We start from the raw sequence: 25833 nt of genomic DNA, 5'->3' as shown, positions 1-25833 counted from the left end.
ATGAAACAGGCTTTACACACATTATCGCGCTGCATCGGTGTGCTGATTGTTTTGATCAGTTCGTTGCATGTGGCTTTTGCCGTGACATTAGTGGGTCAAGGGGCGAGCACCACAACGCCCGATGGGAACCTGCGCATTGTCTTTCCGTTGAATGAACGCACAACCTTTACCAGCTTTCGTTTAGACAGTCCGCCGCGTTTGGTGGTGGACATTCCGAATGCACAGCTGCGCAATAAAGTGCAATCGTTGCCGATTGCTGGCAAAAATGTTGCAGGTGTGCGTTTAGGCACGCAGCAAGGCACCGATTTACGCATTGTGGTGGATTTAACGCAATCGGTGCCGGGTACAACGGCTTTAGTCAAAGGCAAACAAGGCTATGAATTGGTGATCATGATCAGCCAAGGCGCAACGGCCGTATCGCGTGACAGTGCGATTGCCCGCGGCTCTGAAATGGTGGTGGCTGAGCAATCGAGCGTACAAGTGGCCAAGCAAGTGCCTAAAAAGAATGTGATTGTGGTGATTGATCCTGGGCACGGCGGGAAAGATCCCGGCGCGATTGGGCAAAACAAAACGCGTGAAAAAGATGTGGTGCTAGCGATTGGTAAAAAATTGCGGGATCGCATTAATAAAGAGCCTGGCATGCGAGCTGTGATGACGCGTGACAGTGATCGTTTCATTCCGCTGCGTGAACGCGTGTTGATTGCAAAACGCCAAAAGGCTGACATGTTCATCTCCATTCATGCCGATGCGGCGCTCAATCGTTCTGCTTGGGGCGCATCGGTTTATGTGTTGTCCACAAAAGGCGCATCGAGTGAAGCAGCGCGTTTGTTGGCGGAAAAAGAGAACCGCTCGGACATCATTGCCGGCGTGAAAATGTCTGATAAAGATAATGCCATTGCATCAATGTTGTTAGACATTTCGCAAGATGCCACCATTGAGGCATCCCATGAATTGGGCGCTCAAATCCTAACGCAATTGCAGCGCGACACTAAATTGCATAAGCAAAATGTGGAACGCGCCAACTTTGCGGTACTCAAAGCGCCGGACATTCCCTCAGTTTTGGTGGAAACTGGCTTTATCTCAAACCCTGATGATGAGAAAAAGCTAAAAAATGCTTCTCATCAAAATCGTTTAGCCGATGATATGATGAAGGGTGTGCGTGCGTACTTTAAAAAACGTCCTGCGGTTGAGCTCGTTTACAGTACCGTTGCGCCACCTAAAAAGGTGAATCCAACGCCTGTGCCACCGCCCACGATTACAGCGCGCCCGAATCCAACGCCGGCTGTGCCAGAGGTGCGTTTAGAGAGTCAAGCACAAGCAAAAGATGCGCAAGTGGTGTTTCCGGAATTATCCCTTGAATCTCAGCAAAACGTACAAACGGCTCAGGTGGTGGTAAAGCCAAAACCACAACCTGCAGTCAAGCGTCACACGGTGCAGCGTGGGGAAGCGCTTGCCGACATTGCGCGTCGTTATCGGGTATCATTGGAGAGTTTGTTGAAAATCAATCGCTTGCCAAGCAATCAATTGCGTGTGCCTGTGGGCACTGTGCTCGTGTTACCGTAAGGGAGTGCAAAGCAATTCAAATCGGATAGCGTAAATTGTTAAAAATATAAAGAAATTGATAAATTCGGTCATTTTTGTGGGGTTGGAAGTTTGTTTCTCTGATAATTTCAGGTATGATAATCCGCTTCTCTGGCCATCTTTATTTGAGAGTAATAGTAATGTCTTCGATTATTTCTTTATGTGGTTCTTTGGCGCTATCCGATTTCAGATTGGAGAAGCTTCGACAAAATGCAGCAAGGTTGAATTTGCCGCCTGATATTAATATAACCGCAACCTATTGGTATTTTATAGAAAGCAAACAACCCTTAACATCCTCCTCTTTATCCTCTCTCTCGGCTATTTTAACAGCCACTCAAAATCCTCCTCCCGCGCTCTCTTCTAGCGAACATCTCTTCTTAGTCACTCCTCGCATCGGCACCATCTCCTCTTGGGCATCTAAAGCCACTGACATCGCACACAATTGTGGTTTTGATGATGTTTCACGCATTGAGCGTGGCATTGCGTATGTATTGAGCGGCGATTTAACAGAAGCACAGTTGAATGCATGGGGCACATTGTTGTATGACCGCATGACGGAATCATTGCTCACATCCTTTGATGAAGCCGAAGCGCTCTTTCATCACACCCAAGCGCGCACTTATGAATCGATTGACATTTTAGGGGAAGGCATCAGCGCCTTACAAAAGGCGAATGTCACCTTTGGCTTTGCATTGTCAGAAGATGAAATCGAATACTTAGTTGAAAACTATCAAAAATTGGGTCGCAACCCCACAGATGTAGAACTCATGATGTTTGCTCAAGCAAACTCAGAGCATTGCCGCCATAAAATCTTCAATGCAGATTTTATTTTAAATGATGAAAAACAGCCAAAATCACTGTTTCGCATGATCAAAGATACCCACGAGAAAACGCCAGAAGGTACTGTGGTTGCGTATAAAGACAATGCATCGGTGATTGAAGGTTATACGATTGATCGCTTTTATCCAAATGCGGATGCGTGTGAATATCAATTCAATGAAGAACTCACACACATCGTGATGAAAGTGGAAACCCATAACCATCCCACAGCCATTTCACCTTTTGCAGGCGCATCCACAGGTGCAGGCGGTGAGATTCGTGATGAAGGGGCCACCGGCCGCGGTGCACGTCCAAAAGCAGGTTTAACAGGCTTTAGCGTCTCTAATCTGCAAATCCCAAATTATGTGCAGTCGTGGGAGCAGTATCAAAACGATGGCAGTTATGGCAAACCTGATCGCATCAGCAGCGCTTTTGACATCATGATCGATGGCCCATTAGGCGGCGCTGCGTTTAACAATGAATTTGGTCGTCCAAATTTATTGGGTTATTTCAGAACCTTTGAAGCGCCTTATAAAGGTAAAGTGCGCGGTTATCATAAACCCATTATGATTGCCGGCGGCTTAGGCAACATTCAAGCACAGCAAGTGGAAAAAGGTATTTTCCCTGCGGGTGCGCTCTTGATTCAATTAGGCGGCCCAGGTCTATTGATTGGTTTAGGTGGCGGCGCGGCATCAAGTATGGAAACCGGTGCAAACAGTGCAGATTTAGACTTTGACTCTGTGCAACGCGGCAACCCTGAAATCGAGCACCGCGCACAAGAGGTGATTGATCGTTGTTGGCAGCTTGGGGATCAAAATCCAATCGTCTCCATTCATGATGTGGGCGCAGGTGGTTTATCGAATGCTTTCCCTGAATTGGTCAATGATGCAGGGCGCAGCGCCATTTTTAATTTGCGTGACATTAAGCTTGAGGAAGAGGGCTTAAGCCCCATGGAAATCTGGTGTAACGAAGCGCAAGAGCGTTATGTGTTAGCCATTTTGCCAGAAGATTTAGAGCGTTTTCGAACCTTATGTGAACGTGAACGCTGCCCATTTGCCGTTGTGGGGACTGCCACCGATGATGGCGTGTTAAAAGTGAAAGATGCGCTCTTTGACAATGAACCTGTGGATTTACCGCTAGACATTCTATTGGGCAAGCCACCGAAAACCACACGCATTGATCATACGGTGGAAGAGTCAGAAATTCCCTTCAATGCCACACAAGTGGATTTGGTGAAAAGTGCGTATGATGTGCTTCGCTTGCCAACTGTGGCGAGCAAAAACTTCCTCATCACCATTGGGGATCGCACTGTGGGCGGCTTAACGTATCAAGATCAAATGGTGGGACCTTATCAAATACCGGTCTCGGATGTGGCTGTGACGAAAATGGGCTTTGACACCACGCACGGCGAAGCGATGACAATGGGTGAAAAAGCCCCAGTTGCTTTGTTTGATGCCGCAGCCTCTGGCCGCTTAGCGGTGGGTGAAGCCATCACGAACATTGCCGCAACAGACATTGGTGACATCAACCGCATTAAATTGTCCGCAAACTGGATGGCGCCTTGCGGTTTACCGGGCGAAGATGAAAAACTCTATCGCACGGTGGAAGCGGTTTCGCACTTCTGTCAGGATTTATCCTTATCGATTCCGGTGGGTAAAGATTCTTTATCCATGAATACAGTTTGGGAAGATCAAGGTGAGCAAAAGTCAGTCACCGCGCCATTATCTTTGGTGATCACCGCCTTTGCACCGATTGAAAATGTGCGTAAAACAGTGACGCCAGAGCTCAAAACTGTAGAAAACAGTCAGCTCTTTTTGGTGGATTTAGGGGCAGGGCATGCGCGTTTAGGCGGCAGTGCTTTAACACAAGTCAATGGTCAATTGTCTGATGTGGCACCGGATGTATCGAGCGAGCATTTAGGCGCATTCTTTAAACTCATGCAGCGCATGGTGGCCACAGGTGAATTGCTTGCTTATCATGACCGAGGCGATGGCGGTTTATTGGCGACTTTAGCAGAAATGATGTTTGCCGGTCGCTTAGGGATGACTGTTGATTTAAGCAGCGTAAAAGCGGCATTGTTGGCAGATGGTTCAAGCCATGAGCAAAATCTTCGCATGCTCTTTAACGAAGAGTTAGGCGCCGTCGTGCAAATTGATGAGAGTTTTGCCGGTAACTTTACTGCGCTTGCTGAAGCAATGGGCATGGGTCATTTAGTACATCAAATCGGTACGGTGGTGGATGATTATACACTCACCATTCGCGCAAATGATGAGACATTATTGGCAGAATCTGGCGTGGCATTGCAAAAAGCTTGGAGCGAAGTGAGTCATCACATGCAGCGCTTACGTGACAATCCTGCGGCAGCAGATAGCGAATTTGCGTTGATTGAAATGCCTGAGCTTAAAAAACTCTTTGCAAAAACCACCTTTGATGTCAATGAAGACATTGCGGCGCCTTACATTAACCTTGGGGCGCAGCCGCGCATTGCGATTTTGCGTGAACAAGGCGTCAATGGTCATGTGGAAATGGCAGCAGCTTTCCATACGGCAGGCTTTGCAGCGCAAGATGTGCACATGAGTGACTTAATTGCAGGGCGCGTCTCTTTAACAGACTTTGATGCCCTTGCAGCATGTGGCGGCTTTAGCTACGGTGACGTCTTAGGTGCCGGTCAAGGTTGGGCGAAGAGCATTTTATTCAATGCTAAATTGCGTGATCACTTTGCAAGCTTCTTTGCGCGCAATGATACGTTGAGCTTAGGGATCTGTAATGGTTGCCAAATGATGAGTCAGTTGGCGGAAATCATTCCGGGCGCAGAGCATTGGCCAACCTTTATGCGCAATGGGTCTGAGCAATTTGAAGCACGTTTGACCATGATGGAAGTGGTCAAATCACCGTCCATTTTCTTCAATGGCATGGAAGGCTCCATGATGCCGATTGTGGTGAGTCATGGTGAAGGCCGTGCGCACTTTAAAAATGGCATGGGCAACATTGATGTGGCCGCGCGTTATGTCGATGGTTTAGGGCAAGTGACGGATCGCTATCCATTGAATCCGAATGGTTCACCACAGGCAATTGCTGGCGTAACCTCTCAAGATGGCCGCGCCACCATCATGATGCCACACCCTGAGCGTGTGTATCAGCGTGATCAATTGAGCTGGAAACCGGATGATTGGGAAACGTTCAGCGGCTGGTATCGTATGTTTGCCAATGCGCGTAAATCATTCGTCTAAAGACTTGCATCTTCATTAGACTTTCAATACTCTGCCTCGGCAGAGTATTTTTTTTCAAAGGACAAAAGTGATGGAAGAGATTGTGGTGGGATTTGATTATGGCGTGAAGAACATTGGCTTAGCGGTGGGCAATCGTTTGACGAATACCGCCCAGCCCATTGCCATCTTAAAAGCCACCGATGGTCAGCCCGATTGGGAAGAGGTGGCGCGCCATTTAAAAGATTGGACCCCCACAGTTTTGGTGGTGGGCATTCCATACACTGCAGATGGCACAGAAACTGAGCACATCAAAAAGATCCGTAAATTTATGAATCGCTTGCATGGGCGCTTTGGTTTGCCAGTGGAAGAGGTGGATGAGCGCTTATCCTCGCAAGAGAGCGAGCAATACATCAAACCCTCTAAAAAAGGCAAGAAAGGCCAATTAGATGCCCATTCAGCCGCGATCATTGTGGAGCGCTACTTAAATGGTGATTGCCTGTTTTAAGTGCGCTGAATGATAAAAATTAGTCAAAAGGGGAACAATGTTTTCCCCTTTTTTATGGGAATCAGGGGCACTGATTCCGATGCAATGGTGCAGCACTTTTAACTAAAATAAATCAATTAAATATATATTTAAAACAATAATCAATAATTTATATGGATTTTAGAAGCGCATAATATAGCGCGTTGATTCATGAAAAACAAATTTTATCTGAATGAAAAATAATCACATATTTAATGTATATGTAATATATGTAAAAATTATTTGCACATCAAAAATCTTAATGCTATAAATATTGAGCTTAAGCAAAATATTTTATTCAGGAGTTTTACGATGCAAATGTTAATGTCAATGATGTGCTGCTGTTCTATGCAAATGTCACACACCACTTTATTAGATCAAACTTTATTAAAATCACGGGCACTTCATCATGATCGAGTTTCAAAACATCACCAAAAGCTATCTTAAGAACAATCAAGAAGTCACAGCGCTTCACCCCATCAATTTAACCATCAACAAAGGCGATGTCTTTGGCGTCATCGGTTACAGCGGCGCTGGCAAAAGCACCCTCATTCGCTTAGTCAATGCGCTTGAATGGCCAACGTCTGGTAATGTCATCATCAACGGCCAATCTCTCCAATCTCTCTCCCCGATAGAACTTCGCAATGTCAAAAAACGCATTGGCATGATCTTTCAGCACTTTAATTTGCTTGAAACAAAAACGGTGGCAGAAAACATTGCGCTCCCCTTAAAACTCAACTCCAATTTATCAAAAGCGGCGATTGATGCGCGCGTTGATGAGTTGCTTGCGTATGTGGAAATTCCTGATAAGAAACATGCGTATCCGCGTGAGTTATCCGGTGGGCAAAAGCAGCGTGTGGGCATTGCGCGTGCCTTGGCAAACAATCCTGACATTTTATTGTGCGATGAGGCAACTTCTGCCCTTGATCCACAAACCACGCAATCGATCCTGAATTTATTGCGTAAAATCAACCAAGAGCAGGGCATCACCATCATGATGGTGACGCACCAAATGGAAGTGGTCACAAGCATTTGTAACCGCATTGCTGTGATGGATAAAGGCGTTGTGGTGGAAACGGGTTCAACAAAAGAGATTTTCCAAAATCCAGCCGCACCGATGACGCGTAAATTCATCAATACGTTGATTGAAGATGAGATTCCTAAAAGCATCATTCGCAACATTGATGATGCCCATCCTAATCACATTTACCGCTTGGAATTTTTGGGCGATTCTGCGAAAACACCAGTGGTCAATGAGCTCATTTTAAACCGCTTAGTGGTGGTTAATTTCCTATTTTCTAACATGATCGAGATCGAAGGCTCCGTCATTGGCAGCATGTTTGTGCAGTTCATTGGCGATGATGATGCGGTGGCAAAAGCCGTTGCATATTTAAGAGATCATGGCGTTCGTGTGACGCACAATCAGTTGGATTAGGAGAGTTTTCATGGAACAATTAACCGCAATTTTTAAAGATTTATTCATCCCCCACACTGTGGGTTTAGAGGGCTTTATTTTAGCTGGGCAACAAACCTTATGGATGGTGGTGGTTTCCTTAGTGCTGGGCGTCATTTTAGGGGGCTTACTTGGCATTATTTTGGTATTGACGCGCCCTAATGGCATTCGCCCACATCGCGCAATTTATAATGTGTTAAATCCCATCATTAACATCGTGCGCTCACTGCCTTTCATCATTTTATTGGTGGCTGTGATGCCGATTACCCGTTTGATTTTAGATGTGGGCATTGGGACATCTGCCGCCATGATTCCACTGACCATCTACATTGCGCCTTTCATTGCACGCTTAGTGGAAACCTCATTATTAGAAGTGGATCACGGCATCATTGAGGCCGCAAATGCGATGGGAGCATCGACCTTTGAAACGGTGTGGCACTTTTTAATTCCTGAAGCAAAAGCATCCCTTATTTTAAACTTCACCACGGCAACGATTGGCCTGATTGGCGCAACCGCCATGGCTGGCGCAATTGGTGCAGGCGGCATCGGCGATTTGGCCATCAACTACGGCTACAATCGCTATGACAACGCTGTGATTGTTTACTGTGTCATCATTTTAGTGGTCTTGGTTCAAGCCATTCAAATGATCGGTAACTACTTCGCAAAACGCGTTCGCTCATAATTCTATTCTCTCGGAGATCACATGACATTATTCACCCATGACACCATGGGTGAGCGTCTTGCTTTGACTCAAAAAACGGCTCAAGCCTTCAAAGCACGCGCTCATCACCATGATCAAAATAACACTTTTCCCTTTGAAAACATTGAAGATTTAAAACGCATTGCGTATCCTGCGCTCACCTTGAGCGCTGAATATGGTGGCATTGGCGTCACGCTAGAAGAGATGCTGCGCCATCAAGCCATCATTGCAGCAAATGATGCTGCCACCGCGTTGGCCATTGGTTGGCACATTGGTATGAGTAAGCAGTTGAGCGATGATCGTCCGTGGGCTGAAGCCACTTTCCGTGAGTTTGCCAAAGATGTGGTGGCGAAGGGTGCTTTAATCAACAGCGCCGCCACTGAAGCGGCAACCGGCAGCCCAACGCGTGGCGGTTTGCCTGAAACCACAGCGCGCACCACTGAATCTGGCTGGGTGATCACAGGACGTAAAACATTTACAACCTTATCGCCTGTGCTCGACTATTTTGTGGTCTCTGCCCGCATTAATGATACAGATGAAGTGGGACAGTTTTTAGTCAAACGCACCTATACAGGATTGCGCATAGAAGAGACATGGAACATGCTTGGCATGCGTGCAACCGGCAGCCATGATCTCATTTTAGATCAGGTGTCACTGCCAAAAGATGCATTATTGATGACCAAAGTGGTGAACAGAGCGCCACAAGGTTGGTTGCTACACATTCCGGCGGTGTATTACGGCATTGCAAAAGCGGCATTGAATGAAGCGTTAGAATTTGCTGCCCATTATGCACCCAATAGCTTAGCAACGGGCACAATTGGCGATTTACCCTTGGTGCAGCAAAAGCTTGGGCAAATGCGCGCAAAGCTCATCGAAAGCGAATATTTACTCTTTGGTGTGGCACGTGACTGGGATCTTGCTGATGCTAAAACGCGTTCAACACTTGGGGATGCCTTGGCGGTGACAAAAACTGCTGTCGTCAATCACGCCATTGAGGTGGTGGATTTAGCAATGCGTTTAGTGGGCGCGCGCTCATTGTCCATGGACAATCCATTGCAGCGCCTGTATCGCGATGTGCGCGCAGGTTTACACAATCCGCCGATGGAAGACATGGTTTACATCAATTTAGCGCAATCCGCCTTGCGTGCACTTAGGGAGAATCATCATGCATCAGTTATTTAAAGTCACAATCGCGTTTTTGTTCATGGGATTATTAGCCGCGTGTGGGCAGGATAAAAAGAGCACGCAAGATTCGATTGTGGTGGCGTTTGGCCCTTCGACTTATTCGGATCAATTCATTCAAGGAATCATGCCCATCATGACGGCAAAAGGCCATCACATTGAGCCAAAAGTTTTTTCACAAAATAGCCAAATCAATCGCAGTATGAAAGATGGCGAAGTGCATGCGTCGATTTTCCAAAGTGAAGCTTTTATGAAGGAGATCAATCGATTGACGGGCTCAAACATGATCAAGCTTGCCAATACTGCCAGTGCACCGCAGACATTGCGCTCAAAGCATCATCAAAGCTTATCAAGCATTCAAGATGGCATGACCATCACCATTCCAAATGATCCCGTCAATGCCGAGCGTGCCGCCCGCATTTTAGAAAAACTCGGTTGGGTAACCATCCGTGAAGGGGTTGATCCGATTCGCTTTAGTGTCAAAGACATTTTGCCAGGGCAATATACTTTAAACATCAAAGAGATTGATCCGGCGCAGGCTTTGCGCTCGTTAGAGGATGCAGATTTTGCAGTGGTCAATGGCAATTACATCATGAGCATGGGGCTTAAAATCAGCGATTCATTGGCCATTGAAGAGACGCCCGATGAACATGTGGTGATTGTCACCATTCCGTCGGCGCTGAAAGACGAACCTTGGGCAAAGGATCTCAAAGCGGCTTATGAGTCCGATGAGTTTAAAGCCTACATTTTAAATGAGCCGTTGTACGATGGGTTCATTTTGCCCAAAGCTTGGCGATGATCAATCGATGATAGAGAAACTCGCCGCGGCGAGTTTTTTTTTGTTACGATGAAGCCTCAATCTAGCGAATAGGGGTAGTATGAGCATTAAATTGATAGCCATTGATATGGATGGCACTTTGTTAAACTCTGATCACGCAGTCAGTCAAAAAGTGGCGGAGAGCATCCGTACGGCACAAGCGCAAGGCGTTGAGATCATTTTAGCCACTGGCCGCCCATTTTCTGGCATGAAACCTCACATTGATGCATTGGGCATATACAATCGTGGTACATACTGCATCAGCAATAATGGTGCATTGATCCAAAACTTTGCCACGGGCGAAGTGGTGTATGAGAGCTTATTGACCCATGAAGATTATGATCGCATTGAAAAATTGAGCCGCAATTTTGATGTGTCCATGCACGTGATCAGTGAGGGTGCGTTGTATACGCCGAACACTGCCATCGGCCGCTATGTGGTGTATGAATCTTATTTATCGAACATTCCGCTGATTTATCGCGCGCCAGAGGATATGGAACCACATCGCTTATATACCAAGTGTTTGTTTTCCGATGTGCCAGAAAAACTTGCCCTTGTGGAAGCTCAAATTCCCGCACCGTTTTATGAGCAATATACCGTAGTGAAGAGCGCGCCATTTTACCTTGAGTTTTTACATTTAGATTCAAGTAAAGGGCGTGCCTTACAACGCATTGCCAATGAATTTGGGCTCAAAAAAGAGGAGATCATATGCATTGGGGATCATCAAAATGATTTTTCGATGTTTGAAGTCGCGGGCACTAAAGTTGCAATGGGTAATGCCATTGAGTTACTCAAAACCCATGCTGATTTCATCACAACGACAAATGATCAAGATGGCGTAGCCGTTGCCATCGAGCGTTACTTATGACTTGATAATTTATTTTAATCGCCTATAGTGAATTGAATAACAACAATAAATGAGGCGATCAATGGATTATCTACATGGCTCAGATCTCAAGGCGATTTTACATTCAAAGCGCGCGAATCTTTATTACCTAGAACATTGTCGGGTGATGCAAAAAGATGGGCGCGTTTTATATTTAACGGAAGCAAAAAAAGACAATCAATATTGGAACATTCCAATTGCGAACACCACGGTGATTTTATTGGGTACGGGCACATCGATCACGCAAGCGGCGATGCGCATGCTGGCATCCGCTGGCGTATTGGTGGGCTTTTGTGGCGGGGGTGGCACGCCGCTCTTTATGGGCACTGAGATTGAATGGATGACGCCACAATCTGAATATCGTCCCACAGAATACATGCAAGGTTGGATGAAGTTTTGGTTTGAGGATCATCATCGCTTAATGGCAGCGAAAGATTTTCAGCGGGCGCGCATTGCCTTCATTCGGGCGGTGTGGTCAAAGGATCGTGATTTACAAGCAGAAGGCTTTCATGCCGATGATCTTGCAGTGGAAAAAGCATTAGAAGGATTTGAATCGCGTTTACCGAATCTCTCTCGCGTGGGTGATTTGCTCTTAAGCGAAGCGCAAATGACCAAGCAATTGTATAAATATGCCGCGCAAAATTTATCGATGACCAGTTTCACTCGCAATCCCGAGGAAGGCGATTTAGCCAATGACTTTTTAAATCATGGCAACTATTTAGCCTATGGTTTAGCGGCCAGTTGTTTATGGGTGCTGGGTATTCCGCATGGCTTTGCGGTAATGCATGGTAAAACCCGCCGCGGCGCATTAGTTTTTGACGTCGCAGATCTCATTAAAGATGCAGTGGTGCTGCCTTGGGCATTTGTGTGCGCAAAAGAGAATATGAAGGAGCAAGAGTTTCGTCAGCAGGTTTTGCAAAAATTCACTGAGCATAAATGTCTTGATTACATGTTCAATGTGGTCAAATCTGTCGCGCTCAAGGAGTGGCAAATATGATCGTCACTTTCATCAGTCAATGTGAGAAAAAGGCATTGAGCCGCACGCGTCGAGTGCTCGATGCTTATGCAAACCGCATTGGCGACAATGTTTGGCAAACCATCATCACCGATGATGGCTTATTGATGGTTAAAAAATTGCTGCGTAAAACCGCCTCAAAAAGTACCGCGGTGAGCTGCCATTGGATTCGCTCCCGTAGCCGCAGTGATTTATTGTGGATTGTGGGCAATCGCAGCCGCTTTAATGAGATGGGCTATGTGCCGGTGAATAGTACTCGGCGCGCATTATTGGTGCGGGATTCAGAGAATGATTGGCCATATTTGGATTTGATGAAAGGTTTAACGGCGCTGGCGGCTTTGCTCCATGATTGGGGGAAGTGCTCGGATCTTTTTCAATCAAAATTGGTGACCACTTCGCAGCACTTTAAGGGTGATCCGATTCGTCATGAGTGGATATCATGTTTATTGCTGCGGGCATTGGTGGAAACATCGGGCGATGTGAGTACAGATGTGGCATGGCTCACCTCATTTGCACAGGGCAATTGGCAGGAAAAAACGCTGCAAAAAAAGATGGCGGCTTATTTGAAAGATGGTGATTTCACAAAGCTTGGGTCATTGCCGCCGATGGCACAAATGGTGGCGTGGTTGATGGTGTCTCATCATCGTTTACCGGATTTGCTGTTGAAGAATGAATATAATAATTTTTCAGAAGATTATATGCCATCTTTACGCCAGCTTTTAAAAAAAGTGGCAGTGAGCTGGCATTATCAAAACCAATATGATGAGAGTTATGACAAGCGCCTAAAAAAATGTTTTCAGTTTAAAGAGGGTTTATTGCAAGATTCTCCTGAATGGATGAGGGCATTAAAACGCTGGGCAGTTAGGTCTTTAACGGTGCAGGATAAAATTGAGACGGTGATGAGTGATGGCAGCTGGCGCATCATCATTCAAAATGCGCGCTTAGCATTGATGCTTGCGGATCATTATGTCTCCTCATTGCCTAAAGAGATAATCCCCCATAAACAATGGCAGCTGCGCACGCCGTTACTTGCGAACACTGACCGAAAAACACGCGAGCCGAAACAGTATTTAGATGAGCACATTGTGGGTGTTTATACCCATGCGCTCAAAGCCATTCAGGCACTGAAATTATTAACGCTGGAGATGCCACAAGCACATGACTTACGTGCCATCAAACGCAAAAGTCCGCCTAAATTTGCATGGCAAGATCTCGCGGTTAAAAAGATTCGTAGCCTCAAAAAAGAGAGTGAAGATCAAGCGGTGGAAGGTTGGTTTGTGGTAAACATGGCCAGCACCGGTACCGGCAAAACGATTGCCAATGCCAAAATGATGCAAGCCTTATCCAATGATGGGGATGCATTGCGTTATGTATTGGCGTTAGGACTACGCACGCTCACATTGCAAACGGGTGACTCGTATCGTGAAAATTTGGGCATGGCGAAAGATGAATTGGCGGTTTTGATTGGTTCACGGGCAGTGCAAGCGCTGCATGAACAAGCAAAATTGGCATCTGATCAATCAATCCCAAGTTATGAAGAGGTGGGCTCTGAATCTTTAGAGTCATTGTTAGAAGAGCCCGTGCTGTTTGAAGATCAATATTATCCGGATTTTTTAGAACAACTCTTCCCACAGGATCAAGCGCGCAAAAGCCAAGCTTTTTTATATAAACCCGTTTTGGTGTGCACCATTGATCACATGATGGCAGCGACTGAGTCCACGCGCGGTGGGCGTCATTTATTGCCATATTTGCGTTTATTGTCCTCTGATCTTGTGATTGATGAAGTGGATGACTTTGGCATTGAGGATTTAATCCCGATTGCGCGCCTTGTGCATTTAGCTGGGATGCTTGGGCGAAGAGTGATGATCTCATCCGCCACGATTCCGCCAAGCTTAGCGGAAGGTTTATTCAATGCGTATCAAAAGGGTTGGCAAGCATTTTGTGCGTTTCGTCAGCTTAAAAAAGTGCCACTGTACGGCATGTGGGTCGATGAGTTCAAAGCAGAGATTGTGAAGATGCCACAAGTCGCCTCTGAACCGTTGATGGAAAACTATCAGCAATCCCATCACGCATTTATTGAAAAACGTGTGGCACGCCTGTTAGAAGCCGTGGTGAAGCAGCATGCAAAAATTGTGCAGTGCGATGATTTATTGACAGAATCGGGCGAAGATTCACGCAAGCAGCGTTATTTTGCGCGCATTCAAGAGAGCATCATTGATCTTCATCAGGCACATCATACCGTGGATAACGCCACCGGTAAGCGAGTCTCTTTTGGCGTGGTGCGGGTTGCGAACATTCCGCCGTGCATTGATTTGACGCGTTATTTGCTCTCTGCAAATTGGGCAGACGGTATCGTGCCAAGAGTGCTCGCTTATCATTCTCGGCAAATTTTATTGCTTCGAAGTGTACAAGAGCGCCATTTAGATGAAGTATTATCCCGCAAAGAAAAAGCAGGTGAGATGCCTAAAGCCTTCAGTCATCCTGTGATTCGTCAACACATTGGTGGCACCGATGGAGATGATGTGATCTTTATTTTAGTGGCAACGCCCGTTGAGGAAGTGGGGCGCGATCATGATTTTGATTGGGCAGTGATTGAGCCTTCGTCGTATCGCTCCATCATTCAGCTTGCAGGGCGCGTTCGCCGTCATCGCCCATTAGAGGCAGACATTGCAACGCCGAACATTGCTTTAATGCAATACAACTTAAAGGGCATTCATGGGAAAAATGTGGCATTTGAGCGCCCAGGTTTTGAGTTGGACAACACTCGTTTTCGCTTAGTGAATAAGGATTTGATGCAATTGATCGAACATGATCAAGGTCAGCTGCCCATCAATGCCATTGCAAGAATTCAAATGGGGGAAAAGTTGGCATCAAATGCATCCCTTGCGGATCTTGAGCATGCACGCATTCAGGCAGCATTGACGGATTATGAGGAAACGGGGGCAAAGCCACTACAAGGTTGGCTCGATGAAGTGTGGTTTTTAACAGGTTTGCCGCAGCGATTTTACCGTTTTCGTCAAAGTAGCCCGGCGATTCGTTTATGTGCTGTGTATGAAGATGAGGACATTCGCTTTAAAGAGCAAGATCAAGCCGGCGATTGGGTGGATCGCACGACCCATTATCAGATCATGCCACTGCAATTGACGGAATTAGAGCAGTCGCGCTTATGGTTGGTGCGCGATTATCGTGCGGCATTATTGTCCACAGCCCATGAGGATTGGGCGGAATATGATGAGCAAACCATATTGCGACGTGCTTCTTATTTATATGGTGAAATCTCGTTGCCGAGTTTTGATGATGTTTCGCATTCGTATCACTATTCTGATCAATTAGGATTAATGGTGGCACGTGCATCAGCCAATTGCATATCTGATTGAATGTGATAGAGTGAAACTCTGCTGAAAAAGCAGCTTAGCGGTATTTGACAACAAATAGATAAACAAATACAGGAAAAATATAATGATTGAATCCATTCAGGAATACATCACGGGACGGCAAACTAGTTGGTTGGAAAAGAAAATTAAAAATGCCAAAGAGGATCAAGAAGCGATTGCGCAATTGATGGAAGAAGCGGCGGATCATTTTCATCCAAAAATATGGATAGAGGATGCTGCAAAACGCGCTAAACAGCTCGTCATGACGACACATCCTTGTAAATTTAGCCATCCGAGTGCCAAAAGTACGCCGATTATGGCCACAGCAACGGCGAGCCATGATGGTTATGTGCGAACCGGTAATATTCGAACAGTGACGGGCGCGGATGTGTATGGCAATGCGGCGGCGTTAGATGTGTATAAGTTTTTAATGCTGCCATTGACGAATGATTGCACTGTGATTGAAGGTTTTGAAACTCATCATCCTTTGTTGGTGCAATACATCGAAGGATTGGGGCTGAATTTTGATGAGATTGCCCAGGAGTTTTTAGAGATTAAAACAGATGATGGCGAACTGAAAACCGATGGTTTACTTAAGCAAGTGTATTTTCCCTTAGGCGAGGGGCAATATCATTTATTGTCCATTCTGACTTCCTCAAATACATTGATGCGCGTGAAAACAGAGATTGATGAGATGCGCTTTTCAGAGTTTTCGAAAGCGGCGCGCAAAGCCCGCAGAGAAGGCAAGTGGCATGAACCGTATCAGGATGTGTTAGATTTAACCTTGTTGAGTCATGGCGGTACAAAGCCGCAAAACATCAGCAGCATTAACAGTCAAATGGCGGGTAAAGTCTATTTATTGCCATGCTTGCCACCGTGCCTGAAAAAACGTGCTGTTCGTGTCCCAACATCAGATTTCTTTAAACAAACGCTGTATCTGAAAAAAGAGCATTCACGCTTTAAAACACTGCATCGATTTGTGAAGCAGGATTATAACACGCATGAGGTGCGCGCGACGATTGACCGCATCATTCACGGCATCATTGATGTCATTTTGCGTAAAGCGTATCAAGTGCGTGCCTCGATGCCAGCAACATGGAGTAAAGACGAGCGTTATCAAAATCTACCCAAAGTTCAGAAAGTTTGGCTAGATGCACAGTATCAAACAGAACGCGAAGATCAAGAGTGGCAGCAAGAGATGGCAAAAATGATCACCAAATGCATTGTCAGTGAATATGAAACGGTGGATCGCGCCCATAAATTAGATGAGCCTGCCCGCAAAGCCATTCGCTTAGCAGTGATGGCATGTTTAGCGAATGATAAGGAGTTTTTCTGATGGCCAAACGATATTTTTTAAAGATTCCGCATTTATCCATTCACAATGCCAATGCGTTGAGCAGCCCTTTGACCATTGGTTTTCCGGCGATGACAGCATGGCTTGGGGCAATGCATGCATTAGAGCGTCATGTGACTGTTGATCCTGAATTATCAGGTGTGAAGTTCACGCAAATGGCAGTCAGTTGTCATGATTTTCATTTGCGTACCCATAAAGGACGCGGCGATTTTGTGCACTCTGTGATCAATTCTCGTAATCCTATGCAATTGAAAAAGAAAAGAGAGAAGGGAGAGCCGGATGATACCGCAGAATCGTCACCTTTTATTGAAGAGCCTTTATGCAATTTAGAAGTGACTTTGCTGATTGAGGTCGAGGGCAAAAGCATGAAAAGCAGTGATGTGCGGGCGGCGCTCGTCAAAGCATGTGATCAGTATGTGATGCGCATGAAGTTTGCGAGCGGTGATGTGATGTCTGTCAAAGCGTGTCAATGGGTAAGCATCGATGGCGACGATGACAGTGCTGATCATCGTCACATTGCCCGTGAATTAATGTTGGGCAATGTCTTAGTGGAAGCGCGTGATGTGATGGCAAAGGCAATGGAAGAAAATCCTGAGAAAGATGCCATCACGATTTTGTTGGACCATTTAGCCATTCAACATGAAGCCACGCCGAATGAACACAACGATGGGGCACAATGGTCATCTTCTCGCCTTGGGGATCATGGTTGGCTGGTGCCCATTAGTGTGGGATTTCAGGCATTGTCACCGGTGACCGATCCCATTTTGAATCAGCGTGATGATATGACACCGCATCGTTTTGCAGAGAGCATGTTGACCCTTGGGCGCTTTGTGATGCCGCATCGCTGTGAGTCATTGTCATCACTGTTTTGGTCTTATCATGTCGATGAGGCGCAAGGCTTGTATCTTTGTCGTAATCAATCATAACAATCGTTTAATCAATAAATAAAGAGGAAAAAATATGTCTAAGAATGAAAAAATTAAGGTTGCGAGCGTGTTGTCTTTTGAGAAAAAATTGGTGCCATCGGATGCATTTTTTTATGGCACATGTTGGGATCAGCGTGAAAAAGCGGGTGCAGAACCTTTGGCTTTGATTGAAAAATCAGTGCGCGGTACCATTTCAAACCGCCTAAAATCGGCACTTGCGAAAGATACAACCAAATTAGATGCAGAAGTGGAAAAGGCAAACTTACAGCGCGTCGATGCATGTGCTTTAGGCGCTGCGCATGACACATTAAAAATGTCATTCACCTTAAAAGTGCTCAATGGGTTAGAGCATCCGTCAGCTTGTAACAGTAAAGAGTTTTTGGCATCGTATCGTCAAATGGTGACTGAGTATGTGAAGGATTTTGGCTTCTCAGAGCTTGCCAGACGTTATGCGCATAACATCGCCAATGGTCGTTTTTTATGGCGCAATCGCGTTGGGGCAGAGAAGGTTGAAGTTCGCGTCACATTAAATGCCACAAATGATGCGAAAAAAGAGACATTGATTTTTGATGCCAAATCTTTTTGCATCAATGATAACTTTAAAACGCCTGACAATAAAGAAACCGCAACACATTTACAAAAATTGGCTGATTATATTGCGAACGCGCTCGAACATTCAGGGGATCACTTTTTAATTCAAGTGGATGCTTATGCATTGATGGGTAAAGCGCAGGAAGTTTATCCGAGTGAAGAGTTGGTGCTTGATAAAAATGAGAGCAACAAAGAGAAAAAGAGCAAGATTTTATATGCCGTCAATGGCACAGCAGCCATGCATTCACAAAAAGTGGGCAATGCGCTGCGCACCATTGATACATGGTATCCGAACTTTACTGAACATAATGCACCGATTGCCATTGAACCTTATGGTGCCGTGACCAATTTAGGCCGCGCGTTCCGTACGCCGAAAGATAAACAGGATTTCTTCACATTGTTTGATGCATATGCCACGGGCGGTGAATTAGAGCGTGATGATCAAAAACATTATGTGATGGCGGTACTCATTCGTGGTGGTGTGTTTGGTCAGAGCGGGAAAGAGTAGGGGAACTGTATGCAGTTTTATCAAGAGATTACATTCATTGTGCAAGAGGATATTTCTCTCAATTTCATTCGTAATCAGGCATTTAAACAGCTGCATGTTGCGTTGGTGGATATGCACAATCGTCAGCAGCACAAAGGCATAGGGTTCAGTTTCCCTGGTTATGTTTTTGAGCCTGATCAGGGAAAAATCGGTCTTGGCAAAACCATGCGCATCTTTGCAAAGACAGAGGCTGAATTAATGGCATTGAATGCAGGTTTGTGGCTGTCACGCTTGACGGATTATGTGCACATCTCTTCCATTAAGCCGGTGCCTAATCGTGTGATGCATTATGCGATTTATCAACGTAAACAGGTCAAAAGCAGCATTGAGCGTTTAGCGCGCCGCTATGCTAAGCGTAAGCATGTGACATTTGAGGATGCCATGGCACATTTGAATGGCAAAACGCCAGAATATTGTGATTTGCCTTATGTTCAGATGAAAAGTGAAAGCACGGATCAACGTTTTCATTTATTGATCCATAAAGAGTGGGTGCCATCACCGACGGAGGCGGCAAACTTTACAACGTATGGTTTGAGTGATCATGAACAATTGTCTGCCGTTCCTGAATTTTAACCAATGTTTTTTGCTCTTTAAAAATTTGGATAAAAATCAGCGTCTTATAAAATAAGGAAAAATCATTGGTCTTTTCAGGTAAACTACCTGCGATCAGTGATTTTTCCTATCTTTTGTGCCGAAATTTTACTGTTCACTGCCGCACAGGCAGCTTAGAAACCCCAACGGCGAAGCAATTCGCGAATCTGCATGTTCACTGCCGCACAGGCAGCTTAGAAAACGCCATGGAAGTTTTGGAACAATCGTTGCTACGTTCACTGCCGCACAGGCAGCTTAGAAAATGTGCAACCTGGTGCAGAACTTCACAATGGAGTTCACTGCCGCACAGGCAGCTTAGAAAGTATTGTGGTACACCAATCCCACCGCCTAAAGGTTCACTGCCGCACAGGCAGCTTAGAAACACCGGTGATCGAAGGTGTGATTGTCCCTCATGTTCACTGCCGCACAGGCAGCTTAGAAAATCGGTCTCAACATTGCGCCCCACTGATGCAATGTTCACTGCCGCACAGGCAGCTTAGAAATGGCAATGAAGGTGCTATGTATGGTGACATTTGTTCACTGCCGCACAGGCAGCTTAGAAATTTACAATGAGATTGGACTCAATGCCAATTTCGTTCACTGCCGCACAGGCAGCTTAGAAACATGAGGTATTAAAAAATGAGTAATAAATTAAGTTCACTGCCGCACAGGCAGCTTAGAAAACACCATTGTGCCATTGCGTTCTTCAACTCGTGTTCACTGCCGCACAGGCAGCTTAGAAAGTGAAGGATGGTAGATTGGTTCAGCACTTCAAGTTCACTGCCGCACAGGCAGCTTAGAAATTTTTCAAGCAAACGCATTGTGGCGTCGTCAAGTTCACTGCCGCACAGGCAGCTTAGAAATAAGTGGGAGCAACCCGAACCGCCTAAGTGGGGTTCACTGCCGCACAGGCAGCTTAGAAATTTGGGTGCTAAGTAATGTTCGCATGTTCAAAGTTCACTGCCGCACAGGCAGCTTAGAAAAAACAGAACGAGCAATTACACGCACAGAACGAGTTCACTGCCGCACAGGCAGCTTAGAAAAGTATGGAAGCGGTTAGTGGCAATATTGAAATGTTCACTGCCGCACAGGCAGCTTAGAAATAACTCATGACGAACAATGCCGCGCTTATCTTGTTCACTGCCGCACAGGCAGCTTAGAAATGATTCTAATCATTTGAGAAAAAATTGCAGAAAAAATGATAAATGTTATAGTTTGCACGATTAGATGAAATACAAGCACAAAATATAATGTGCTAACAATCATCATATATATAGATAAAACAACATAATATATGAATACTAAGGAGAATATTATGCACATGCATTTGAGTAATGAAGATCTTGATGGCTTAATCGCTGAAATTACTGCATCACAAGAGTGGATAAAAATGGCGACACCATCGGTCAGCAATATGATAAGGCTGCATTAAATGACATTACTAAAAGTGTAAAAATGATCATTGGTCACTTTTTAAAAAGTGTAGGTACCACATTTGTTTGTGTTGAAAATTCATTCATCACATCCTTGCCAGTGTTTGCAGATGCCAATAGCAATACAGGTGGCAGCACACAATGGAATAATTCTGTGAACATTAAAATGTCCATCGATATGTATGACAATGGTGTGATGGACATTGGTATCAATGCAGAAATTGAAAATAAAAATGAAATTTCAGACAGATTTAAACATTATTGCGGCTATGTGCTTGGGCGTTTATTCAGTGGTCAGTTGTATAAACGCGGTTGGGTGAATAATGAGCATTTTGGCACAAGCAGCCATTAAGACTGTTGCATTTGTAACCATTGATCAAGCGCGTTGGCAAATTGTTGACGCTCTTTTTGTGATAATGGTGGCGGACCTGAAGTTTGTACACCGCTTGAACGCAATTCATCCATAAAGTTGCGTAAACTTAAACGTGAACCAATCGTCTCTTTCGTTAAAGGCTCACCGCGTGGTGTGATGACCAAAGCACCTTTTGCAATGGCATCGGCGGCAAGTGGAATGTCTGCCGTGATGAGCAATTCACCAGCATTGATGCGCGCGACAATTTCATGGTCAGCCACATCAAAGCCTTGAGGCACCGTCAAAGAGCGGATGAATGGGGAAGCGGGCACGGACAAATTTTGATTCGCCACTAAATAGAGCATGGTTGAGGTGCGTTTAGCCGCACGGTATAAAATCTCTTTGATCACTTTTGGACACGCATCGGCATCCACCCAAATGGTCATGGTTTGATCCTTACAATAGAAAGCTGAGATGATAGAGAATAAAAAGCCCTTCGTAAAGAAGGGCTTTGTGTTTTCAGTGATTTAGAAGTTATAACGTAAATCTAAACGCACTTTCGTATCACGGTAGTCTTGTCTCTTTTTACCTTGCGCATAAGAAACGCCACCCGTTAAACGAAGATCCTTATTCAATTGACTGGTAAAGCCCACTTCAATTTGATAAATATCGCGTGCATTCTGTTGGCTAATGGTGGTCATGCCATTGCCATTTTGTACATTCACTTTAAATGGTTTGGTATTGTGGAAATAGTTGAGCTCCATATATGGCGTTGTTGAGCCATTGAAGAGCGTTTTATCTCCATAAACACGCGCACCCACACGAATTTGTACATTACCGCTATTACTGGTCACAATATTGCCATTTGCTTCTTCATGGCGATCTGACTTCACGCCCATATAAGTCAATTGCACTTGTGGTTGGAAGTAAGAGTTTTCAGAAATATTAAAGGCATAACCTGCTTCAATCGAGGCCAATAAACCTTTTGAATTATATTTCTCTGACGCAAATTTCTTACGTGTTATCTTGTTGTGTAAGTAAGCATATTGCACCCATGCATCAACATAGCGATGTTCAGTGGGCGTGTATGAACCATAAACACCCACTGCAAAACCGTTGCTATCCATATCTGCTTTGATGCCATGACGATGATTACGGCTTGTCCCCGATGCATGGCCATAAGCTGCCATTACACCAAATTGATACAATTCGTTTTCCACCAAATCTTTACCAATATGAATGGTGTAGTAATCCATTTTGGCAGAAATATCTTGCGTTAAACTTGAACGCATTTTATTAAAACCTGCTTGTGCATGAACCCAAACGCCATTTTCACCCGGTAAATAGAGACGATCATGGAATTTTAAGTTAAACATGTGGTTAGCGGTTGCATGTTGTGACAAATAAGCAACCGTTTCTGGGCTGTAAATCGGCGCAGGTGTAGGTTTACTAGGCTGTTCAGGTTTTGGCTCTTCCGGTTGTGGGTCAATCGGTGCTTCAGGTTCTTCATCTTCTGGATCTTTTGGCAATGGATCCGGTGCTGCACAAGTATCCGAACTTGAACGAGTATCACAAGGATCAACCGGCTCACTTGGTTCTTCAGGCTTTTCGATTGGATTTGCAGGTTCTAATGGTGTCCATGGAATGGAAGGCTTAAACTCAGTGCTGCCCACTAAATACCAATCATTGCCACGTTTTTCTAATGCTGTAAAGTCAGTCACGCCAGAGCGCACACCGCGGCTTGGGTCTAATTGGAAAGCGGTTGCTTCACTGGTGCCTTGGACATTGATGAGTAAAATTCCTTGATCTGTGAATTGACCTTCAATTTTTTGTACGATCACATTCGTATTGCCGGATGCATCACCTGTGATGATCAATAAATCTTTATGCGTTGTATCAAACGGATCAACTTCAGCGCCATTAGTTGTCGTATTGCGCTTGATGTTATCTGCATTGACCGCACCAAATACCAATGTACCGCCATTACCAATGTAATTGCCATTAAACGTCACTTTACCACGGTCAGCAGTGCCATTGTCGTTAGCACCCGCAAGTTGAATGATGCCATTGTTGGTAACATGGCCAAATTCGCTGTCAGCATAAGCATGGATGCTGCCATCGTTCAAAGTTTGCCCCAATTTTGCACCGGAAAGGGCAGTGATTGTGCCTTTGTTATTTAAGCGCGCACTCTCTTTGGTTAAATCAGCGGCGCCATTGAATTGTAACGTTGCGCCATCAGCGACATTCAATGTGCCTAAAAATTCATACTGCTGACCATCAATGATGAGGTTACCGGCAGTCAAATCAAATTGTTGACCTTCAGCAATGCCAAGTGTGCCATCCACTTGTGAGCCTTTGGCATCACTTAAAGTGATGTTGCCATCAATCGTGGCTAATTTAGCACCTTTGGCAACAGTGAGTTGTTCACCGATGTTGATGTCACCTTTTGTTGCGGTAAATTCTGCTTGATCCTCGACATTCATAGTGCTTTTGACTGTAACATCGCCGGCTGTTTTATAAATGGCTGCATCGCGCATATTGACATTATTGGCTGTTAAAGATGCAGCGGCATCAACATCAATGGCAGCGGCGGCATCATCTTTTAAGAAATCGACCAATTGATCATAGGTGAGCTCATATTTTTCAGGCGATTTAAGGCCGGGTGCATTAAATTTACGATCATCATTTGAGCCATCAAAATAGCTGGCATCATAAATTTGGGCATGATTTGCCAATGTGAAATCACCTGCAATGTCCAAAGTATTGCCTAAGAATGCACTTTTTTCGTTTTCATTTGCATTGTCAACAATGAAATCATTTGCCTGAATGGTGCTGTTGATGATGACCAATTCAGCATCATTCGCGGACAACGAAATAGTGTCTTCAACATTGAGTGCGCCATGGATCATGGAGAAACTTAAGTTGTCATTCTCTTTTGCAGTAAAATTGCCATGCACATTCACATCACTGTTGATGACGTTAAAGATATTATCACCACTTGCAAGGGTGAAATCGGCTTTTTGATCTGCTGTGCCCACATTGAGTGTGCTTTTTTTCGCATAACCTTCAGAGCGCTGGGGGAAGCTTGTATTGATTTTATATAAGTATTCATTGGTCTTAGGATCTGTACCAATGTATTCTTGCACAAAGCTTAAGCCATCATTGATGGTGATGCTTTGATTATGGAACTCAATGCCATGATCTGCACTGATCGTGCTGCCTGTGGAAACAGTGTTATAGCCTTTATCTTTAGATGAGTCAGATCCACCTTTCCAAGTCTCTTTGGTGATGTGAATGTTTGATGCATCATTGGCATGTAAACCTGCGCCATGACCATTAAAGTTGGCGGCACCTTCTAATGTACCCTCTGAGCGACTGGCAAAAATGCGTGAACCATTGGTAAAGTTGGTGTCTTTTTGAAAGGCAAAGCGACTGCTGCTGGCATTAAAGTCAGCGCCTGCGCCTTGTGCTGAACCAGAAAATTCAACATTGTCTGTCACCGTTAAATCGGCATTGTCACGGATATAAAAAGCACCGCCGCCTTCATCATAAATCGGATCATGTGGACGCATGCTATTGTTATAAGCATGATTCATGTCATAGCCTAATGCATCACCATTTGAACCATTGTATGAGTTATCACAGCTTGCTGGTGTATTGGTGCCTTCACAACGTGTGTTCTCAATGCGCTGTGCAGAAGCATTATTTTTAAATGTTAAGTTCTTTAAGGTTTCTGTTGAGTTGTCAATGGTGACAAGGGTATAGCCTTCAACGATCATGTCATTGTCTTGACCTAACAGATTTGTAGAGGCAGTTTGATGATCCCCAATGTAGAGATTCACGCCTGGCGTCACATAAATGTCACCTTTAAAATCATTTTCCGCACCATTGTTAGACACTAAATGAATGTCACGACCATAACGATCCCCTTTACTAAATGGGCTCAAATGACCATTATGATCATATTTAGGCTCACCTGAGTGATCTGCATATGGATCATAATTGGGATCTGCAACGCCTAAAATGGGCTTATATTGAATGTCTGTCGCGCCAAAGTATACATTTTTATCGCCACTGATTTTTTCATCATAACGAACGCCACTGACAGGTTTGTAATGTTCAGAAGGCACATCATGGGTTTGGTTATTGTTTAAAATCACCAAATCACCTTTTTGAGGTGCAGGCTCAAAGCCTTCAAAGCCATTGATGCCTTTGGTTTCTGCGAATGCATTTGCACCCATCAACGCTAAAACACCAGCAACCGCAGCTTTAACCGTGGTTGATTTAGATTTTTGGTGTGATTTGCCCAATTCGGAAGTCACCACCCATTGATTGAGTGCCATGCTCCACACAATTTTAAATACTTTATTCATACTGTAATTTACATTGACCTAGATATTGTTAATTAATTTTAAGTTAAATCGGCTCCATAGCTAGGTTAGTATAGAAATGTAAGTAATGATCTGCATCAAATTTTGTT

The 25833-nt window shown here is 44.9% G+C and carries 17 protein-coding genes and 1 CRISPR repeat array; of the genes, 15 read left to right on the top strand and 2 right to left on the bottom strand.

Annotated elements, in window-relative coordinates; genetic code table 11:
• From B143_RS0103885 to B143_RS0103815, 15 genes are all read left to right on the top strand, one after another.
• A complete protein-coding gene (locus B143_RS0103885; protein WP_018122286.1) occupies positions 1 to 1563 on the top strand; it encodes an N-acetylmuramoyl-L-alanine amidase in 1563 nt (520 codons plus the stop codon).
• 158 nt (positions 1564 to 1721) lie between these two features.
• Positions 1722 to 5630 carry a phosphoribosylformylglycinamidine synthase gene (gene purL / locus B143_RS0103880; RefSeq protein WP_026165694.1) on the top strand — a complete coding sequence of 1303 codons (3909 nt, stop codon included), beginning with the start codon at positions 1722 to 1724 and terminating at the stop codon, positions 5628 to 5630.
• Between the two features lie 70 nt (positions 5631 to 5700).
• Positions 5701 to 6114: a Holliday junction resolvase RuvX gene (ruvX, locus tag B143_RS0103875; RefSeq protein ID WP_008314362.1), complete on the top strand. Its 414-nt coding sequence runs from the start codon at positions 5701 to 5703 to the stop codon at positions 6112 to 6114.
• A 427-nt stretch (positions 6115 to 6541) separates the two neighbouring features.
• Entirely contained in the window at positions 6542 to 7567 is a 1026-nt protein-coding gene (locus B143_RS0103870) for a methionine ABC transporter ATP-binding protein (protein WP_018122284.1), read from the top strand.
• Positions 7563 to 8267 carry a methionine ABC transporter permease gene (locus B143_RS0103865; RefSeq protein WP_211205509.1) on the top strand — a complete coding sequence of 235 codons (705 nt, stop codon included), beginning with the start codon at positions 7563 to 7565 and terminating at the stop codon, positions 8265 to 8267. The genes B143_RS0103870 and B143_RS0103865 overlap by 5 nt, the downstream gene beginning before the upstream one ends.
• Positions 8268 to 8288: 21 nt before the next feature.
• Positions 8289 to 9467 carry an acyl-CoA dehydrogenase family protein gene (locus tag B143_RS0103860; protein WP_018122282.1) on the top strand — a complete coding sequence of 393 codons (1179 nt, stop codon included), beginning with the start codon at positions 8289 to 8291 and terminating at the stop codon, positions 9465 to 9467.
• Positions 9451 to 10266, top strand: coding sequence for a MetQ/NlpA family ABC transporter substrate-binding protein (locus B143_RS0103855; RefSeq protein ID WP_018122281.1), 816 nt, complete (start codon positions 9451 to 9453; stop codon positions 10264 to 10266). The genes B143_RS0103860 and B143_RS0103855 overlap by 17 nt, the downstream gene beginning before the upstream one ends.
• A gap of 79 nt (positions 10267 to 10345) precedes the next feature.
• Positions 10346 to 11152, top strand: a complete 807-nt coding sequence (gene yidA / locus B143_RS0103850) for a sugar-phosphatase (RefSeq protein WP_018122280.1) — start codon at positions 10346 to 10348, stop codon at positions 11150 to 11152.
• Between the two features lie 61 nt (positions 11153 to 11213).
• Positions 11214 to 12167 carry a type I-F CRISPR-associated endonuclease Cas1f gene (gene cas1f, locus B143_RS0103845; RefSeq protein WP_018122279.1) on the top strand — a complete coding sequence of 318 codons (954 nt, stop codon included), beginning with the start codon at positions 11214 to 11216 and terminating at the stop codon, positions 12165 to 12167.
• Entirely contained in the window at positions 12164 to 15562 is a 3399-nt protein-coding gene (gene cas3f, locus B143_RS0103840) for a type I-F CRISPR-associated helicase Cas3f (RefSeq protein ID WP_018122278.1), read from the top strand. Before cas1f ends, cas3f begins: the two co-directional genes overlap by 4 nt.
• A gap of 82 nt (positions 15563 to 15644) precedes the next feature.
• Positions 15645 to 16895 carry a type I-F CRISPR-associated protein Csy1 gene (gene csy1, locus B143_RS09715; RefSeq protein WP_018122277.1) on the top strand — a complete coding sequence of 417 codons (1251 nt, stop codon included), beginning with the start codon at positions 15645 to 15647 and terminating at the stop codon, positions 16893 to 16895.
• Positions 16895 to 17839 (top strand): type I-F CRISPR-associated protein Csy2, encoded by a 945-nt coding sequence (gene csy2 / locus B143_RS0103830; RefSeq protein WP_018122276.1) that lies wholly within the window; start codon positions 16895 to 16897, stop codon positions 17837 to 17839. The genes csy1 and csy2 overlap by 1 nt, the downstream gene beginning before the upstream one ends.
• A 34-nt stretch (positions 17840 to 17873) precedes the next feature.
• On the top strand, positions 17874 to 18938 hold the full coding sequence (gene csy3 / locus B143_RS0103825) for a type I-F CRISPR-associated protein Csy3 (protein ID WP_018122275.1): 1065 nt from the start codon (positions 17874 to 17876) through the stop codon (positions 18936 to 18938).
• Between the two features lie 9 nt (positions 18939 to 18947).
• Entirely contained in the window at positions 18948 to 19550 is a 603-nt protein-coding gene (cas6f, locus tag B143_RS0103820; protein ID WP_018122274.1) for a type I-F CRISPR-associated endoribonuclease Cas6/Csy4, read from the top strand.
• Between the two features lie 131 nt (positions 19551 to 19681).
• Positions 19682 to 20731: direct repeats of the CRISPR family, unit length 28 nt; unit sequence GTTCACTGCCGCACAGGCAGCTTAGAAA.
• 217 nt (positions 20732 to 20948) lie between these two features.
• Positions 20949 to 21353, top strand: coding sequence for a hypothetical protein (locus B143_RS0103815; RefSeq protein WP_018122273.1), 405 nt, complete (start codon positions 20949 to 20951; stop codon positions 21351 to 21353).
• Here B143_RS0103815 and B143_RS0103810 read toward each other — a convergent pair.
• Both B143_RS0103810 and B143_RS0103805 read right to left on the bottom strand, forming a co-directional pair.
• Entirely contained in the window at positions 21350 to 21799 is a 450-nt protein-coding gene (locus B143_RS0103810) for a YaiI/YqxD family protein (RefSeq protein WP_018122272.1), read from the bottom strand. The genes B143_RS0103815 and B143_RS0103810 overlap by 4 nt on opposite strands.
• 81 nt (positions 21800 to 21880) lie before the next feature.
• On the bottom strand, positions 21881 to 25726 hold the full coding sequence (locus B143_RS0103805; RefSeq protein WP_018122271.1) for an autotransporter outer membrane beta-barrel domain-containing protein: 3846 nt from the start codon (positions 25724 to 25726) through the stop codon (positions 21881 to 21883).
• Positions 25727 to 25833 lie beyond the last annotated feature (107 nt).

It is taken from the genome of Wohlfahrtiimonas chitiniclastica DSM 18708, assembly GCF_000375345.1.
Taxonomy (GTDB): Bacteria; Pseudomonadota; Gammaproteobacteria; order Cardiobacteriales; family Wohlfahrtiimonadaceae; genus Wohlfahrtiimonas; species Wohlfahrtiimonas chitiniclastica.
The sequence above is the reverse complement of the archived record's forward strand: the minus strand, read 5'-3'. Positions and strand labels throughout refer to the sequence as shown.